We start from the raw sequence: 14,617 nt of genomic DNA on the forward strand, positions 1-14,617 counted from the left end.
TTCGTCGATGGTGTTGCGTCAGTTGCCGATACCGGCAACCTCCTGGGCGATACCGGCGAGCCGCGTCTGGGCCGCGGAGACCACACCCTGACGGTCCTTGTGAGCTTCCTCGTAGGCGACGACGGTGCGCACGTCGGAGGGATCGGTCAGTTCCTTGACCGCGGCGACGACCTGGGACACGTTGAGGTCGTCGTAATCGGCGATCGGCAGTTCGCCTGCCTCCAGGACGCCGCCGGCGGTGCGTGCTGAATGAATCGCATCGGCGATTCCGTCGGCGCCTTCGTCGCGAGTGACCTGCTCGGCCGTTTCGAGGGCGGCATCACGCGAGGCGGCAAGCGTCTTCACCGCGACGTCGCCCGCGTGGGCGCCTCGCCCGAGCAACGCGCTCAGCATCGGCGGGGTGGTGCGGGCCGTGTCGAGAGCACGGTCGATGCCGCGCGCGGACCACGAGACGGGGACGTTGATCAGCCGGATCGTGGCACCGGTCGCCGCCTGGAACGGGGTGCGTCGCAATGCCGCCGGTCCGCCGAGCGCCTCCTCCGCGAGCACCGTGGTCAACCAGTCGACGGTCGCCGCGTGCGCGGTGACCAGTCGATCGGCCAACCGGACGACGTCCTGCTTCCCGGCCGTGGTCGCGAGGGCCTTCACGTACCGCGCCCGGTCGAGCAGCTGGTGCTCGAGGACGAGGTCGCCGAGCAGAGCCTCGTCGAACGGCTGCGCCTGTTCCGCCATCGCCTTCAGCGCCGCTGCGAGCCGGCCGAGCAGCGGGCCGACGATCTCCGGCACTCCTCCGAGATCGCGGATGGCGCGTTCGATCGCCGCTGCGCGGAGGCGTCCGTTCTCGGCGTTCTCGGTCAGTTCTCGGCGCACGGCCTCGGTGCGCGCCTGCGCGACGCGGGTTTCGGCGACCTGGATTTCGGTGTTGGTCAGATCGAGTACGGCGTGCAGCTGGGTGATGAGTGTGGGGACGGTGGTGAGGGTCATAGTGTGTCCTTCCGGTTCGTGGGGTGCGATCAGATCAGGCTGGAGATGAGATACGCAGCGAGGAGGACTCCGACCAGAACGGCCGCAGCGGTGACGGCCGCGAGGACCGCCGATCCGGTCACCGACATCGCGGGCACGGCGGCAACGAGCGCAGCGACGAGAGCGGTCCCGAGCGAGAAACGACGGTCGGGCTCGTCCTGCTGGTTCTTCGCGTGCCGGGGCGCGTGCGTGCGGAGTGCATTGTGGGCAAGGGTCATGGTTCGATTTCCCGTCTGGAGTCGAATGCGGACCAGAGTCGGGGCGTACACGAGAGGGCATTCGCCGGACGACGCTGTCGGCGCCTTCGTGCAGGGCCCGGGTTTCGCGATTTACAGCGGTAGTGCGCTGACGACATCGACTGCACGGGCGGTGTCTCGTTCGGCCATTGCTTGTTCTCTCCCTGCCGCAACGTCACATGCTCGTACGTGTGCGGCTCGTTCGGGTCGTCAACTTATCTGCTCTGGCGGATACAGATTTCATCTTATCTACTCGACAGTAAAGGTCAACCCGTTGAAGCATGTGAATCGGCCGACGCGGGGATTCCGCGTACCGAAACCACCAGGACCAGCGCGGATGACACACCCACGGGATCCCGTTTCCCGAGAAGACCGGAGGCGGACGCCGGCCTGACGGATCACTCTCCGGCCGAGCCGCGCTCCGATCCTTCCAACCGGGACGCCAGATCCGCATTCTCGGATTCGAGCGCGAGAATGCGCTGAATGCCCGGGACGTTCACTCCGTCCTCCATGAGCTGGGCAATGCGCGCCAACCTGACCAGATCGTCTTCGCTGTATCTGCGGGTGCCGCCACTGGTCCGGGCCGGGGTCAGCAATCCGCGACGCTCGTACAGCCGCAGAGTCTGCGGGCCGATGCCCGTCAACTCCGACGTCACCGCAATTCCGTAGACCCCGCGACATGAGCGGGGTAGGGCGTCGATGGTCACAACAGGCTCCCTTCTGCTTAAGGAACACCTGATATTAACAAACGAATGAAACGAATCTATAACGAGGGATATAGATTTTGCATATTCCGCCCATCATGACGGCTCGGCCGTGGCGAGGACCAGGACCGGGTGACGTAATCTCGGGTCCGAACCGAACACGAACCGCGGCCGCCCCGGCAGGGTTCGTGGAGGTGTCGTGGCCGCGAGTGCCACGGCCTCAGCGCCAGAGACGAGAAGACGGTGCCCCGCACTCAGGAACACGCTGATCGTTACCGCGACGCCCTCACTGCGCTCGCCGCGGCCACCCAGCGACCGGCAAATGTCGTCAACACCGGTACGGGCTACGCGATCCGGGTCGACTTCGAGTACAACCGCTACCTTCTCGCATCCAACGCGGCCGACGGACTGACCGACGCCGCCGAGGACACGTCCGAATGGCGAGTCAGCCTGTACCAGGGCGCCGCCGACGGCACTTCCGACGAACTGCTGGCCGCCGCCGAGCACGCATGGCTCGTCGACGCGTTCGACCTGGCATTCGCCGACATCCGGGCCGAGGGCAAATGGCAGTCGGCCGACGCATCGTTCGACGAGTTCAACCCCACCAACGACCAGTCTGCGAGCTGAGCCGGTCAGCGCGGCTCAGGCGCGACCCGGGACCTCGGACTGCACGAGCAGCTCCAGCTCGGCGTTGCGCGCCGCGAGGATCGCGTTCTCGGCTTCGAGCTGAAGGATCTGACCGATTCCGATCAGATTGACACCGGCCGCGACGAGTTCGGTGATTTTCTGGAGGCGGGCGACATCCTCCTCGCTGTACCGGCGTGTTCCGCCGCCCGTGCGAGTCGGTGTGATCAACCCTCGCCGCTCGTACAAGCGCAGCGTCTGCGGCCCGATACCCGTCAGCTCCGACGTTACCGAGATCCCGTACACACCCCGCTGCGAACGAAGGGGCACTTGAGAGGACGTCACCGGATCTCCCTTCTTCTCAGGGCGCATCAATCTTAGCAAGGCCCGGACGACACAATGTGCCGCAGGGGGTACAGGTTCGCTTCGTTATACATGCACTGCCGTCCCGCAGTTCGGTCGCCTGGATCTCGGCGGCCCGGTAGGTCACACGGCCTCGCCTGATGTCGTCCTGGTCCAGTTCCCCGTCCGGTGATCGCCCCTCGAGCAGCAATCTTGTCGATTCCGCTTGAACTTCCTACGCTAGGACTGTAGAACAAATCTATATTCTTCAACGCAGATAAGTTCTCACCACGAGGTGGGCACCAAGGAGAACAGATGACCACACACGACCCGCAGAACGCTCCCCCTGACGGAGAAGTCCTCGTTCTCGGCGCAGGCAGCGGCGGAGCGATCGCCGGCGGCCTGATCGCCACGCTGGCGCTCAGCGCGCTCACTCTCCTCTCGTCCCTGCCGACCTGACGGCCGGCCCTGCCACCTTTTCCACCCCGACCCTCCGCACCCGACAGGACACAGCGCTCATGCCCGCTAGCTCCACATCCCACGCTTCCGCCACCACTACTGCCTCGCGAGGCGGAGCAACGATGAGCACCGAGGAAATCAAGGCCCGGATCGAGGCGATGTTCGCCGACGAGGCCACCGATACCTCCCCCGCACTCGTCGAATAGCGACGCCATTGCCGATGCCGGCAGGTCAGAGAAGGGCAGAGCCATGAATGTGTCCACCCAGCTCGTCGCACCATCCTGCGAAATCCGTCGCATCCCCTCGAGGACGACGCCGACGCATCGCACGATGCCTGCGCCGGATGTCGCAGCGGAAGACCGCCGGGCGGAACGCCCGGAGGCCGGGCGCCGCGAGCGCGACCAGTACCGTGACGTGCCCGCGCAGTGCGCGGCCATCGGCAGGCTCTCCGCCTCCGACCCCCGCCGCGAACTGTTGCGGCAGCGGCTGATCGAACGTTGCCTGCCGCTCGCCGAACACATCGCCCGGCGTTTCCACGGTCGCGGCGAACCACTCGACGACCTGATTCAGGTCGCCCGCCTCGGTCTGGTCAAGGCCGTCGACCGCTTCGACGCCCGCTGCGGAGCGAACTTCGTGTCCTACGCCGTGCCGACCATCACCGGCGAAGTGCGCAGGCACTTCCGCGACACGGGCTGGGCTATGCGCGTCCCGCGCAGCATGCAGGAACTGCACCTCTCCCTCACCAACGCGACGACGGAACTGACCACCACACTCGGACGCGCCCCGACGGCGAGCGAACTGGCCGAGGCCGTCGGGATCGACAAGGACGAAGTCGTGCAGGGGCTCCGGGTCGCCGACGCGTACAGCACCCTCTCCACCGATTTCCCGCTCGGCGAGAACGAACGACCGCTGTCGGAGACGATCGGCGACGTCGACCCGGCCCTCGCCCACGTCGAGGACCACGCGGTCCTCGCGCCCCTGCTGGAATCGCTTCCCCACCTCGAACGCACCGTGCTGGTTCTGCGCTTCTTCGGCAACATGACCCAGTCGCAGATCGCCGCTCGGGTGGGTGTCTCGCAGATGCAGGTGTCCCGGCTCCTGTCCAAGACCCTGGCGGACCTGCGCGGGAAACTCGCCGACGCCGGGGGTCAGATGCTCTCGTGAGCGGCCAGGAAGTCCTCCCACGTCCGCTTGCCCGTCGCTGCGACGTCGAGTGACAGGTTCGCGCCGTTTCGGTACGCACGGCCGGCCTTTCCCGGCATCCGGACCGGCATCATCGGCCGACGCCGTCCGGTCGCCTGCAAATATCCGCGCATCAGATCGGCGATTCCGTAGACGGTCGGCCCGGGCAGGTCGGGAACCAGGCCGGCCGGGGCGCCGAGCGTCAGTTCCACCAGACGCGCCGCGACCTCCCCCGAGTCGACCGGCTGGAAACGCAATCCGCCCGGGACCGGGATCACCGGCAGTTTCACCATCTTCTGCAGCATGGCCAGCACCAGGTCGTGGAACTGGGCCGCGCGCAGCGTCGTCCACGGCACACCCGAGTCGGCCACCGCGCGTTCCGCGGCCAGCTTGGATCCGAACCAGCCGAGCGGAACTCCGTCGGCGCCGATCACCGAGATGTACACCAGGTGCTGCACCCCGGCGCGCGAGGCGGCCTCCACCAGGTTCCGCGTCGCCACCTCGTCCCCCTTGGGGCCGCCCGCCAGGTGCAGAACGGTCTCGACCCCCTCCAGTGCAGGCTCTATTCCCTTGCCCTCGAACAAGTCATCGGTCACGTACTCGACGCCGTCGCCGGGCTCGCGGCCGTGCCGGCTGAGAACGCGCACGTCCCGTCCCGCCGCCCGCAGTAGTGGGACGACCTGACGTCCCAGCGTGCCCGTACCGCCGGTGATCAGAATGGGTGATGTCATGATCTCTCCAGATTCGTTGGGTGCGGGACTCGGTTTCCCGGTCTCGACAGCTGGTTTTCGGTGGATCTACTGCTAGGACACGCGGCGAGGAAGGAATGTGACACGGTGGACGACCGCGATCGGCTGACGGAGCGTTTCGAGGAACACCGCCCCCGGCTGCGGGCTGTCGCGTACCGGATGCTGGGCTCGGTGAGCGAGGCCGACGACGCCGTCCAGGAGGCGTGGCTGCGCATGAGCCGCGCCGACACCGGCGACGTGGAAAATCTCGAGGCCTGGCTGATCACCGTGGTGTCGCGGGTATGCCTGAACGTGCTGCGCTCACGCGAGCAGCGGCGCGAGGAACCTCTCGACGTGCAGGCACACGACCCGGTCGTCGGCCGCGAGGACGGTGGCGATCCCGAACACGAAGCGATGCTGGCCGACTCGGTCGGTCTGGCACTGCTCGTGGTGCTCGACACGCTGACCCCGGCCGAACGGCTCGCGTTCGTGCTGCACGACATGTTCGACGTGCCCTTCGACGACGTCGCACCCATCGTGGGTCGCTCCTCCACTGCGGTGCGGCAACTCGCCAGCCGGGCCCGGCGACGGGTCAAGGGAGCCTCGCCTGCCCCGGACACGGCGGATCTGGACCGCCGGCGCCGCGTCGTCGACGCCTATCTGGCCGCCACCCGCGGCGGCGACTTCGACGCTCTGGTCGCCCTGCTCGATCCGGACGTGGTGCTCCGGGCCGATCCGGCTGTCGGCCCCACCCCGGCACCTCTCGTGATCCGGGGTGCTCGTGTCGTGGCCAAGGGCGCGCTCGCCTCCTCGGAACGGGCCCGGTTCACTCAGATCGCCCTGGTGAACGGGGCGGTCGGACTCGTGATGGCTCTCCACGGACGGCTGCACCTGGTGCTGGAGTTCACGATCGAGGACGGCAGGATCACCGAGATCAACGTCATCGCAGAACCCGATCGCGTCGGCCGACTCGATCTCGCGGTCCTCGGTGACTGAAGGGACCCCGGTCACCCTTACCGGGTGATGCCCCTGCGCGCCCCGACCCGCAGCATGGAGGTTGCCGACACTGCGCGGAGAGGGGCGCGAACGTGACCACTGCCTCGGACGACGATGCCCCACCTCAGAGCGCGGCCGCGCCGTCGCCGTTCCCGCCGATCGCCGACTACGCCTTCCTCTCGAACTGCCACACCGGGGCGCTGATCGCACCGGACGGTTCCGTCGACTGGCTGTGCGTGCCCCGGTTCGACTCGCCCAGCGTGTTCGGTTCCCTCCTCGACCGCGAGGCGGGGATGTTCCGGATCGGCCCGTTCGGGCTCAATGTTCCGGCGTCCCGGCAGTACGAGCCGGGAAGCAACACCATTTCGGTGGTGTGGAACACGCCGACCGGTTGGGTGACCGTGCGCAGCGCGCTGACGATGGGTCCGAGCCGCGGCGAGGACACCGTCACTCCCCACACACGACCGCCTGCAGACGAGGACGCCGATCACATGCTGGTCCGCACGGTCACCTGCCTCGACGGCAGCGTGGAGGTGGAGTTGGTGTGCGAGCCCGTGTTCGACTACGGACGCACGCCGGCGGAGTGGGTTCTCGTGGACGGCGATCGGCACACCGCCGACGCGAGCGGCGCGGGTCGGACCCTGCGCCTGCGGACGGACATGGCGCTCGGCATCGAGGGTGGGCGGGTTCGCGCCCGCCACGTGCTCGAGAAAGGTGAAACCCTGTACTGCGCGCTGTCGTGGGCTGCGGGACTCGCCGCGCCGGAAACGACGGAAGAGGCTGTCGCGCAACTCGATGCAACCTCGGCGTTCTGGCGGCGCTGGTTCAGCCACGCACGTTTCCCCGACCACCGGTGGCGGGAGGCGATCCAGCGGTCCGCCCTGACCATCAAGGGACTCACGTACATGCCGACCGGCGCCACCGTCGCAGCCCTCACGACGTCCCTGCCGGAAACCCCGGGTGGCGAACGCAATTGGGATTACCGGTACACGTGGATGCGGGACTCCACGTTCACACTGCAGGCGCTGCACTACCTGAATCTGGACTGGGAGGCCGACGAGTTCATGCAGTTCGTCGCCGACCTCGAGTCGAACGGCGATGGTGCACTACAGATCATGTACGGAATCGACGGCACCCGCGACCTGACGGAGTCGACCCGCGACGACCTGTCCGGCTACGCGGGGGCGCGCCCGGTGCGCATCGGCAACGGGGCGTTCGACCAGCGGCAGAACGACGTGTTCGGCGCCGTCCTCGACTCGATCCTGTTGCACACGGTGCGCAGCAAGCGGCTCCCCCGCCGGCTGTGGCCGCTCGTGCAGCAGCAGGCGACGTGCGCGTCCGCGGTGTGGCGCAACCCCGATCAGGGGATCTGGGAGGCCCGGGGCGCACCGCAGCACTATGTGTCGTCGAAGTTGATGTGCTGGGTGGCACTGGACCGGGCGTCGAAGATTGCGGGCATCCGCGGCGATCGCTCGGCCGGGGAAACCTGGCGTGCCACAGCCGAAGAGATCCGCGCGGACATCCTCGAGCACGGGGTGAAGAACGGGGTGCTGCGCCAGCACTACGACACCGAGGCGCTGGACGCGTCGACCCTGCTCGCCGCGGTGTTCGGATTCCTGCCTCGTGGGGACGAACGCCTGCGCGCCACCGTCGACGCCATCGCGAACGATCTCACCGAGGACGGATTCGTCCTGCGCTACCGCACCGGTGAAACCGACGACGGGTTGTCGGGCAAGGAAGGCAGTTTCCTGATCTGCTCGTTCTGGCTGGTGTCGGCACTGACCGTGGTCGAACAGGTGCAGGAGGCAACCGATTTGATGGAGCGGTTGCTCAGCGTGTCCTCGCCCCTGGGGTTGTACGCCGAGGAGTTCGACACGAGCACCGGCCGCCATCTCGGCAATTTCCCACAGGCGTTCTCCCACCTCGCGCTGATCGAGGCCGCGGGTCGCATCATCCTCCACGAGCGGATGCGGGAACTGATGTGAGCCCGGACGGGATCCGACGTCCCGTCACCGTAGGCTGAGATCGTGTCCCGAGCAGAGTCGAATCGGACGTACAGCGGCCAACCGGTTGCCGAACGTCGCGTGGCCCGCCGGGTACGGTTCCTCGACTCCGCCCTGTCGGTCTTCGCGGAGAAGACGTACGCCCGCAGTTCGATCAGCGACATCTGCGCCCGGGCCGGACTGTCGCGTCGCCAGTTCTACGAGGAGTTCGGCAGCCGCGAGGACATCCTCCTGGCGCTCTACGACACGATTCAGGACGAGGCCCGGGACGCGGTCCTGGCCGCGAACGACCGGGCGCCTTCGCGGGATCCGCGGACCGTCGCAGGCACCGTCATGACGGCGTACATCGAATCGGTCGGCACTGACGAGCGGCGGGCCAGGATCATCTTCGTGGAGGTGGTCGGGGCGGGCCCCCGGGTCGAGCAGTACCGACTCGAGCGCCGCACGCAGTGGGCGCGACTCTTCGAGACCGTCACCCGCACGATCGACGGCGGCGTCGTCGACCCGCCCGAGCGGTTCGCGATGGTGTCGATCGCCTTCATCGGGGCAGTCAACGACCTCGCCCACCACTGGAGCACCGCCTCCCCCCGACCGTCTGCGTCGGTCCTGGTGGACGTCCTGAGCACGATGCTCATCGCGCTGGTCACCGATCAGACCTGAGCCGAACTTACTCGCGAGTATTGCGATACCCGTCGCACCTGATCTAGGGTCTGCCTCAAAGTGAGACATAGCCGTCTCACTTCGGCCGGGGAGGACCACATGATCGGATCGAGAGCGCTTCGACGGCGAATGCTGCTGGTGGGAGCGATGGTGGTGGGCGCACAGCTCGCCGTCGCCCCGCCGTCGGTCGGGGGTCCCGTCGACGGCGGAACGTCCGTGGACGTGCAGCCGGCACCTACCGTTCCCGCCTGGCCGGAGGCCGACCGGGATTTCTACGAACCACCGGCCGACGTGGTCGCGGCGGCCGAGCCGGGCGAGGTCATCGCCGCCCGCGAAGTCCACCTGGCGAACCTGTCGGTGCTTCCGGTGAACGTCGACGCGTGGCAGCTGTCGTACCGCTCCACCAACTCGCGGGACGAGCCGATCCCCGCCGTCGCGACGGTGGTCAAACCGAGGGGCACGATCGACGGCGTCCGCAATCTGCTCTCGCTCCAGCCGGCGGAAGACTCCCTCGGCAAGTACTGCGCCGCCTCGTACGCACTACAGCAGTGGTCCGTGCCCGCGCCGCTGACCGGTCAGATCGTCGCGCCGCTGCAGTTCCTCGAGGCGCAGGCCGCCCTCGCCCAGGGATGGGCCGTCGTGATGCCGGATCACCAGGGCCCGAACGCCGCGTATGCGGCCGGGCCCCTCGCCGGCCGCATCACCCTGGACGGGATCCGGGCTGCGGAGAACTTCGACCCACTGGGGCTGTCGGGCCGGCAGACTCCGGTCGGGTTGATGGGCTACTCCGGAGGTGCGATCGCGACGGGTCACGCCGCCGAACTCCACGCGAGCTATGCGCCGGACCTGAACATCGTCGGCGCGGCCGAAGGCGGCATCCCCGCCGACCTCGGCGCCCTCGTCGATCTCGCGGACAACAACCTGGGTGCGGGAATCGTGCTGGGCGGCGTGTTCGGCGTGAGCCGTGACTATCCCGAACTCGCCGAGTATCTCGACACGCACCTGAATCCACTCGGCAAGCAACTCCTGGCCGCCAAGGGCAATCTCTGTGTCAGCTATCAGGCAGCACTCCTGCCGTTCGCGAACCTGAGGGGCCTGTTCGACAGCCCCGGCGGCGACCCGCTGCGCGATCCGGTGGTCGAATCGGTGCTCGACCGGACGAAGATGGGTCATCGGGTCCCGGACGTGCCGATGTTCATGTACCAGGCGAACCCGGACTGGCTGGTACCGGTCGGGCCCGTCGACGCACTCGTCGACACCTACTGCCAGGACCCGAACGCCCGGGTGACGTACACCCGCGACCACGCCAGCGAGCACCTGTCCCTCGAACCGGTCGCGGCCGCGAGCGCACTACTGTGGCTGCGGGACCGGTTCGACGGGGTGCCCGCCGACGCCGGATGCACCACCCGCGACGTGGGATCGATGGCCCTCGACCAGGCGACGTGGCCGGTGTGGTCGTCGATCGTCGGTGACACGATCGCGAGTCTGCTCGGTCAGCCGATCGGTACGTGAGGGCGCGGGTTCAGAGGCCGCCGACACCGGCGAGCAGTTTGCGCGCCCCCTCGTGGAGGCGGTCCCGGACGGTGGCGACGCTGGTCTGCATCGTGTCCGCCACCTCGTCGCAGGACATTCCCCGGTAATACACGAGGGCCAGTGTCTCCCTTTCGAGGGCGGGCAACGATTCCACTGCATCCAGTACCGCCGACCTGCACGAATTCACTTGCATGCATTCATCGTCAATGACCGGCGGGGTCGGAAACAGGGACCCCAGGGTGACGAACCGCCCACCCCGGGGTGACCGTGCGGCAAAGACAGAGGGCCACCTTCCCGGGGGAAGGTGGCCCTCTGTGTGCGGAGGCGATTCCGCGGTGGAGCCTCCTGTCAGGATTGAACTGACGACCGCTCGCTTACAAGGCGAGTGCTCTACCACTGAGCTAAGGAGGCGGACACGCGCGCCCATCATATCCATTGCAGGAACGTCGGCTACTTCCGCCCACATTGGATAGCGTTGGAGCCATGAGTACCTCGGAGATCGCCACCGTCCTCGCTTGGCACGACGCCCTCAACTCCGGCGACATCGACACTCTGCTGTCGCTGTCGAGCGACGACATCGAGATGGGTGGCCCGAAAGGCGCGACTCAGGGCCTGGCGGCGCTGCGGGAATGGGCGTCTACCGCGGGCATCACGCTGATTCCGCAGCGAATGTATTACTACGACGGCGTGCTGGTGGTCGAACAGCAGGCCACGTGGGCGGACCCCGCGGAGACGCGTATCCTGGCCTCTGCATTCCGTGTCGTCCACGATCAGGTCATCTCCACGTTCCGCCACGAGACACTCGAGTCTGCACTCTCCGCTACCGATTTGACCGAGAAAGATCTTGTCTCCGACACGTAGTATGGCCAAGCTCACAGAATCCCTCCAACGGCTCACAGGCGACCGTCGCGCAACGGTCGATGCGGTCACCGCTGCACCCACACCGCTGCAGCCGATCGACCTCACCGACGACGCGGTGGTCGCCGAAGTACTCGACCTCGCCGTGAGAGTCGGTGAAGTGCTCCTTGCGTCGGGCACCGGTGCGATGGACACCGCCGAGCAGGTGCAGTTCATCGCCGCCACGTACGGCCTCGCCCAGTGTGATGTGGATGTCACGTACAACTCCATCGTGCTGTCCGCGTACCGCGGGCCGACCCTCCCGCCGGCGAGCACGATGCGGATAGTGCACTACCGCTCGATGGACTTCACCCGTCTCGCGGCGGTGGACCGGCTCACGCGGCGGATCCGCCGTGAGGCCGTCACCCCCAGCGAGGCGCACGAAGCCCTGACCGCGGTCACCACGGCGCCGCACCCGTACAACCGCTGGATCGCGACGCTCGCCTGGGCGTCCATGGCCGCGTCGGTCTCCGTGTTGATGGGCGGTGGGGTGCTGGTCGCATCGGTCGCCTTCCTGACGACGATGGTGATCTACCGGGTCAACCGGGTCCTCAACCGCATCGGCCTGCCGTTCTTCTTTCAGCAGGTGGCGGGCGGTCTGGTGGCGGCGACCCCGGCGGCGACGCTCTACACGTTCCAGGATCAGCTGGGTGTCGAGATCAGACCCTCGCAGATCATTTCTGCCGGTGTGGTGGTGCTGTTGTCCGGGTTGTCGCTGGTCGGTTCCGTGCAGGACGCCATCACGGGGGCACCGATCACGGCGGCGGCGCGATTCTTCGAAGTGGTCATGATGACCGGCGGCATCATCGCCGGTGTGGCCATCTCGTTGCGTCTGACCGGCGTGCTGGGTTCGACGCTGCCGCCCGTCAACGTCGAGATCACGGAACTCGTGCAGCTACCCGTGCTGGTGATGTCGGGCGCTTTCGCGTCGATGTTCTATGCATTGGCCTGTTACGCCGAGCAGCGCGCCCTCACGGCCGCGTGGTTCGGCGGCGCGGCCGGCGCCCTGGTCTACATGGTGGCGCACCAGTTCGGCATCGGCCCCATCATCGGTTCGGCGCTCGCAGCCACAGTGGTCGGTTTCGCCGGTGGTCTGATGGCCCGCCGCGCGCTCACGCCGCCGCTGGTCGTCGTGGTGGCGGGTATCACACCACTGCTGCCGGGTCTGTCTCTGTACCGGGGTCTCTACGCCCTGCTCAACAACGAAGTGGTGATCGGACTGAGCTCGCTGCTGGCGGCGTTCGGTATCGGTTGCGCGCTCGCGGCGGGCGTCACGCTAGGCGAATGGATCGCCCGGACCCTGCGGAGGCCGCGCATCCTGCGTCGCACAGACGACATCCGCCGCCCCGTCTTCAAGACGAGGCGGCGGAAGGCGGTCGAAACACACACACAGAAAGCGGCGTGAGGCAGTTTCAGGTGACGGCCTCTCGGCCGTCTGCCGGGTACGACCGCCGGTGTCTCACCGGACGGTCGTCCCGGCACGTCGTCGCCGACACGCGGCGACGGGGAGGTCAGCTCTTGTCGACGCTGTGCCGTCCGCCCGACTTCTCGTCGGCCTCCATGGCCTCACGCAGGCTCTTCGGCCGCATGTCGGTCCAGTTCTTCTCCACGTACTCGAGGCATGCGGCCCGGCTTTCCTCGCCGAAAACCACGCGCCAGCCTGCCGGCACCTCAGAGAACGTGGGCCACAGTGAGTGCTGGTCCTCATCGTTCACCAGCACGTAGAAGCGGCCTTCTTCGTCATCGAATGGATTGGTGCTCATCTCGCCTCGCTTGTCGCATACGTGTCCTGTGCGTTCACACTAGCAAGCGCGCCGTTACGGCCACGCCTTGTTACGACAGATGTAACGATCTCTCCCGCCCGCACGGCAACGTTCGACAGGAGCGACGACGTGATTCCGTGCGTTTTCTCCGTGCCGCCCTGCAGATAGATTCCCGCTGTGACGTCCGGTGAAACCGCCAATCTGTAATCTCGGCCCACTTCACGTGGCGGGTGGGTTTTCGGCGCGAGATCGCCGAGCAGAGGCTCGAGGGGTGCGGGAGTGAAGCCGGTGGCCAGAATCAGTGCGTCGCAGGCGAGAGTGTCGGTGAGGCCGTCGACACCGCTGCGGACAGCCACCTCGATTCCGTCCGAAGTCTCGTCGACGGCAATGATCTCCGACGCGCGGCGCATGAACAGGCGGCGACGCCCCCGTACGCGTTCCTGGTATTCGGTCGCGTAGAGCTCGTTGATGAGCTCGATGTCGACCACCGAATAGTTAGTACTCCTATGGACATCCAGCAATCGCAGTCGCTCCGCCTCCGGGGCGCCGTGCAGATCGTCCACCGCCTCCGGATCGAAGATGCGGTTGGCGTACGGGCTGTCGTCGGCCGGGCTGTAGCCGTAACGCGAGAAGACGCTGTGGACTTCGGCTTCGGGGTAGTTTCCGTGCAGGTACTGCACGATCTCGGCGGCGCTCTGGCCTGCCCCGAGGACGACGAATCGATGGTGGACCGGGGCCGGCATCTCGCCGAGCCGGAACAAGAACTGGTGATTGTGGAAGCACCGCGCAGAGGGGTTGGCCCACTCGGGGATTCGTTCCCGCAGACCGGCGCCCATCACGACGTTGCGCGCGATCACCGTGCTGCCGTCGGCGGTGCGGACCTCGAAACGGTCGATCACCCCGTCGTCGCCGCGGATTCCGCGTACGGTCTCCACTGCGGTGCCGTATCGCACGTCGGCGTCCACTCGGCGTGCCGCCCACTGCAGGTAGTCGTGGAACTCGTGACGCGTCGGGAAGAAGGTCTGGTGATTGACGAAGTCGACGAGGCGACCCTGATCGAAGAGGTAATTGAAGAAGGTGAATGCGCTACGCGGATTCCGGAACGTCACCAGGTCCTTCGGAAACGCGATCTGCATCGTCGCGCCGTCGAGAAGCATCCCGGGATGCCACCCGAATCGATCCTGCTTCTCGAAGAACTGCGCGCTGATCCGCTCACGCGGGGGGCACTCCGCATTGTGTTCCTCGATGGCAATGGCCAGGGCGAGGTTAGCGGGACCGAATCCGACACCCACGACATCTCGCACTGGGAGATCTGTACCGACCGTTTCCGGCGATTCACTCATAGCTCGTTGTCCGTCCTCGACGCCGCGCCGCACCCGACCCAGCCGCCGTCTGCCTTCCGAAAAGATAGTGAAGCCTATCCTTATTTCCAGCACAGTACCAAGTACTTCCGGCCCTCGCGGCGGC

General features: G+C 67.0%; 18 protein-coding genes and 1 tRNA gene. 10 read left to right on the top strand and 9 right to left on the bottom strand.

Going from position 1 to position 14,617, the window contains the following annotated elements:
* Nucleotides 1-18 precede the first annotated feature (18 nt).
* The 3 genes from DTA22_RS25400 to DTA22_RS25410 all read right to left on the bottom strand — a co-directional run bounded on the left by DTA22_RS25400 (nucleotide 19) and on the right by DTA22_RS25410 (nucleotide 1,966).
* Nucleotides 19-984 (bottom strand): ferritin-like domain-containing protein, encoded by a 966-nt coding sequence (locus DTA22_RS25400; RefSeq protein WP_112301310.1) that lies wholly within the window; start codon nucleotides 982-984, stop codon nucleotides 19-21.
* Nucleotides 985-1,013: 29 nt separating this feature from the next.
* Complete coding sequence (locus DTA22_RS25405; protein WP_112301311.1) at nucleotides 1,014-1,241, bottom strand: hypothetical protein; 228 nt, start codon at nucleotides 1,239-1,241, stop codon at nucleotides 1,014-1,016.
* Nucleotides 1,242-1,657: 416 nt separating this feature from the next.
* Nucleotides 1,658-1,966: a MerR family transcriptional regulator gene (locus DTA22_RS25410; protein ID WP_037241504.1), complete on the bottom strand. Its 309-nt coding sequence runs from the start codon at nucleotides 1,964-1,966 to the stop codon at nucleotides 1,658-1,660.
* Between the two features lie 240 nt (nucleotides 1,967-2,206).
* Here DTA22_RS25410 and DTA22_RS25415 point away from each other — a divergent pair, with 240 nt between their 5' ends.
* Complete coding sequence (locus DTA22_RS25415) at nucleotides 2,207-2,590, top strand: hypothetical protein (RefSeq protein WP_112301312.1); 384 nt, start codon at nucleotides 2,207-2,209, stop codon at nucleotides 2,588-2,590.
* Between the two features lie 15 nt (nucleotides 2,591-2,605).
* Here DTA22_RS25415 and DTA22_RS25420 read toward each other — a convergent pair whose 3' ends face one another.
* Nucleotides 2,606-2,932 carry a MerR family transcriptional regulator gene (locus DTA22_RS25420; protein ID WP_112301313.1) on the bottom strand — a complete coding sequence of 109 codons (327 nt, stop codon included), beginning with the start codon at nucleotides 2,930-2,932 and terminating at the stop codon, nucleotides 2,606-2,608.
* A 312-nt stretch (nucleotides 2,933-3,244) separates the two neighbouring features.
* On the opposite strand from DTA22_RS25420, the gene DTA22_RS36345 reads away from it, so the two are divergent.
* Genes DTA22_RS36345 through DTA22_RS25425 form a run of 3 tightly spaced genes read left to right on the top strand, consistent with a single transcriptional unit; the run spans nucleotide 3,245 to nucleotide 4,552 of the window.
* Complete coding sequence (locus DTA22_RS36345) at nucleotides 3,245-3,388, top strand: hypothetical protein (RefSeq protein ID WP_174233862.1); 144 nt, start codon at nucleotides 3,245-3,247, stop codon at nucleotides 3,386-3,388.
* Between the two features lie 59 nt (nucleotides 3,389-3,447).
* Complete coding sequence (locus tag DTA22_RS36350) at nucleotides 3,448-3,594, top strand: hypothetical protein (RefSeq protein ID WP_167344068.1); 147 nt, start codon at nucleotides 3,448-3,450, stop codon at nucleotides 3,592-3,594.
* Nucleotides 3,595-3,637: 43 nt separating this feature from the next.
* A complete protein-coding gene (locus tag DTA22_RS25425; protein ID WP_112301314.1) occupies nucleotides 3,638-4,552 on the top strand; it encodes a SigB/SigF/SigG family RNA polymerase sigma factor in 915 nt (304 codons plus the stop codon).
* Here DTA22_RS25425 and DTA22_RS25430 read toward each other — a convergent pair.
* Entirely contained in the window at nucleotides 4,537-5,301 is a 765-nt protein-coding gene (locus DTA22_RS25430; RefSeq protein WP_112301315.1) for an SDR family oxidoreductase, read from the bottom strand. The genes DTA22_RS25425 and DTA22_RS25430 overlap by 16 nt on opposite strands.
* A 105-nt stretch (nucleotides 5,302-5,406) precedes the next feature.
* On the opposite strand from DTA22_RS25430, the gene DTA22_RS25435 reads away from it, so the two are divergent.
* From DTA22_RS25435 to DTA22_RS25450, 4 genes are all read left to right on the top strand, one after another.
* Nucleotides 5,407-6,294 (top strand): sigma-70 family RNA polymerase sigma factor, encoded by an 888-nt coding sequence (locus DTA22_RS25435; protein WP_112301316.1) that lies wholly within the window; start codon nucleotides 5,407-5,409, stop codon nucleotides 6,292-6,294.
* A 92-nt stretch (nucleotides 6,295-6,386) separates the two neighbouring features.
* Entirely contained in the window at nucleotides 6,387-8,279 is a 1,893-nt protein-coding gene (locus DTA22_RS25440) for a glycoside hydrolase family 15 protein (RefSeq protein WP_112301317.1), read from the top strand.
* A 42-nt stretch (nucleotides 8,280-8,321) separates the two neighbouring features.
* The gene (locus DTA22_RS25445) at nucleotides 8,322-8,957 is read left to right on the top strand and encodes a TetR/AcrR family transcriptional regulator (RefSeq protein ID WP_112301318.1); all 636 of its coding nucleotides are present in this window, start codon (nucleotides 8,322-8,324) and stop codon (nucleotides 8,955-8,957) included.
* A gap of 99 nt (nucleotides 8,958-9,056) precedes the next feature.
* The gene (locus DTA22_RS25450) at nucleotides 9,057-10,469 is read left to right on the top strand and encodes a lipase family protein (protein ID WP_112301319.1); all 1,413 of its coding nucleotides are present in this window, start codon (nucleotides 9,057-9,059) and stop codon (nucleotides 10,467-10,469) included.
* A 10-nt stretch (nucleotides 10,470-10,479) separates the two neighbouring features.
* Here the strand turns inward: DTA22_RS25450 and DTA22_RS25455 are convergent, their stop codons facing one another.
* Complete coding sequence (locus tag DTA22_RS25455) at nucleotides 10,480-10,683, bottom strand: RNA polymerase sigma factor (protein WP_037241533.1); 204 nt, start codon at nucleotides 10,681-10,683, stop codon at nucleotides 10,480-10,482.
* Nucleotides 10,684-10,826: 143 nt separating this feature from the next.
* Nucleotides 10,827-10,901, bottom strand: a tRNA-Thr gene (locus DTA22_RS25460).
* A gap of 72 nt (nucleotides 10,902-10,973) precedes the next feature.
* On the opposite strand from DTA22_RS25460, the gene DTA22_RS25465 reads away from it, so the two are divergent.
* Together DTA22_RS25465 and DTA22_RS25470 are read left to right on the top strand one after the other, a co-directional pair.
* Nucleotides 10,974-11,351, top strand: a complete 378-nt coding sequence (locus DTA22_RS25465; RefSeq protein WP_037241536.1) for a nuclear transport factor 2 family protein — start codon at nucleotides 10,974-10,976, stop codon at nucleotides 11,349-11,351.
* A gap of 1 nt (nucleotide 11,352) precedes the next feature.
* The gene (locus DTA22_RS25470; protein WP_037241538.1) at nucleotides 11,353-12,792 is read left to right on the top strand and encodes a threonine/serine exporter family protein; all 1,440 of its coding nucleotides are present in this window, start codon (nucleotides 11,353-11,355) and stop codon (nucleotides 12,790-12,792) included.
* 106 nt (nucleotides 12,793-12,898) lie between these two features.
* Here the strand turns inward: DTA22_RS25470 and DTA22_RS25475 are convergent, their stop codons facing one another.
* A complete protein-coding gene (locus tag DTA22_RS25475) occupies nucleotides 12,899-13,150 on the bottom strand; it encodes an MbtH family protein (RefSeq protein ID WP_005244517.1) in 252 nt (83 codons plus the stop codon).
* The gene (locus DTA22_RS25480) at nucleotides 13,147-14,493 is read right to left on the bottom strand and encodes a lysine N(6)-hydroxylase/L-ornithine N(5)-oxygenase family protein (protein ID WP_037241540.1); all 1,347 of its coding nucleotides are present in this window, start codon (nucleotides 14,491-14,493) and stop codon (nucleotides 13,147-13,149) included. The genes DTA22_RS25475 and DTA22_RS25480 overlap by 4 nt, the downstream gene beginning before the upstream one ends.
* Nucleotides 14,494-14,617: the final 124 nt, after the last annotated feature.

It is taken from the genome of Rhodococcus wratislaviensis (assembly GCF_900455735.1).
GTDB classification, from domain to species: domain Bacteria; phylum Actinomycetota; class Actinomycetes; order Mycobacteriales; family Mycobacteriaceae; genus Rhodococcus_F; species Rhodococcus_F wratislaviensis.

Coding starts and splice junctions, on each gene's coding strand:
- DTA22_RS25400 (WP_112301310.1), bottom strand. CDS start 984: ATGACCCTCACCACCGTCCCCACACTCATCACCCAGCTGCACGCCGTA.
- DTA22_RS25405 (WP_112301311.1), bottom strand. CDS start 1,241: ATGACCCTTGCCCACAATGCACTCCGCACGCACGCGCCCCGGCACGCG.
- DTA22_RS36345 (WP_174233862.1), top strand. CDS start 3,245: ATGACCACACACGACCCGCAGAACGCTCCCCCTGACGGAGAAGTCCTC.
- DTA22_RS36350 (WP_167344068.1), top strand. CDS start 3,448: ATGCCCGCTAGCTCCACATCCCACGCTTCCGCCACCACTACTGCCTCG.
- DTA22_RS25425 (WP_112301314.1), top strand. CDS start 3,638: ATGAATGTGTCCACCCAGCTCGTCGCACCATCCTGCGAAATCCGTCGC.
- DTA22_RS25430 (WP_112301315.1), bottom strand. CDS start 5,301: ATGACATCACCCATTCTGATCACCGGCGGTACGGGCACGCTGGGACGT.
- DTA22_RS25450 (WP_112301319.1), top strand. CDS start 9,057: ATGATCGGATCGAGAGCGCTTCGACGGCGAATGCTGCTGGTGGGAGCG.
- DTA22_RS25455 (WP_037241533.1), bottom strand. CDS start 10,683: ATGCAAGTGAATTCGTGCAGGTCGGCGGTACTGGATGCAGTGGAATCG.
- DTA22_RS25465 (WP_037241536.1), top strand. CDS start 10,974: ATGAGTACCTCGGAGATCGCCACCGTCCTCGCTTGGCACGACGCCCTC.
- DTA22_RS25470 (WP_037241538.1), top strand. CDS start 11,353: ATGGCCAAGCTCACAGAATCCCTCCAACGGCTCACAGGCGACCGTCGC.
- DTA22_RS25475 (WP_005244517.1), bottom strand. CDS start 13,150: ATGAGCACCAATCCATTCGATGACGAAGAAGGCCGCTTCTACGTGCTG.
- DTA22_RS25480 (WP_037241540.1), bottom strand. CDS start 14,493: ATGAGTGAATCGCCGGAAACGGTCGGTACAGATCTCCCAGTGCGAGAT.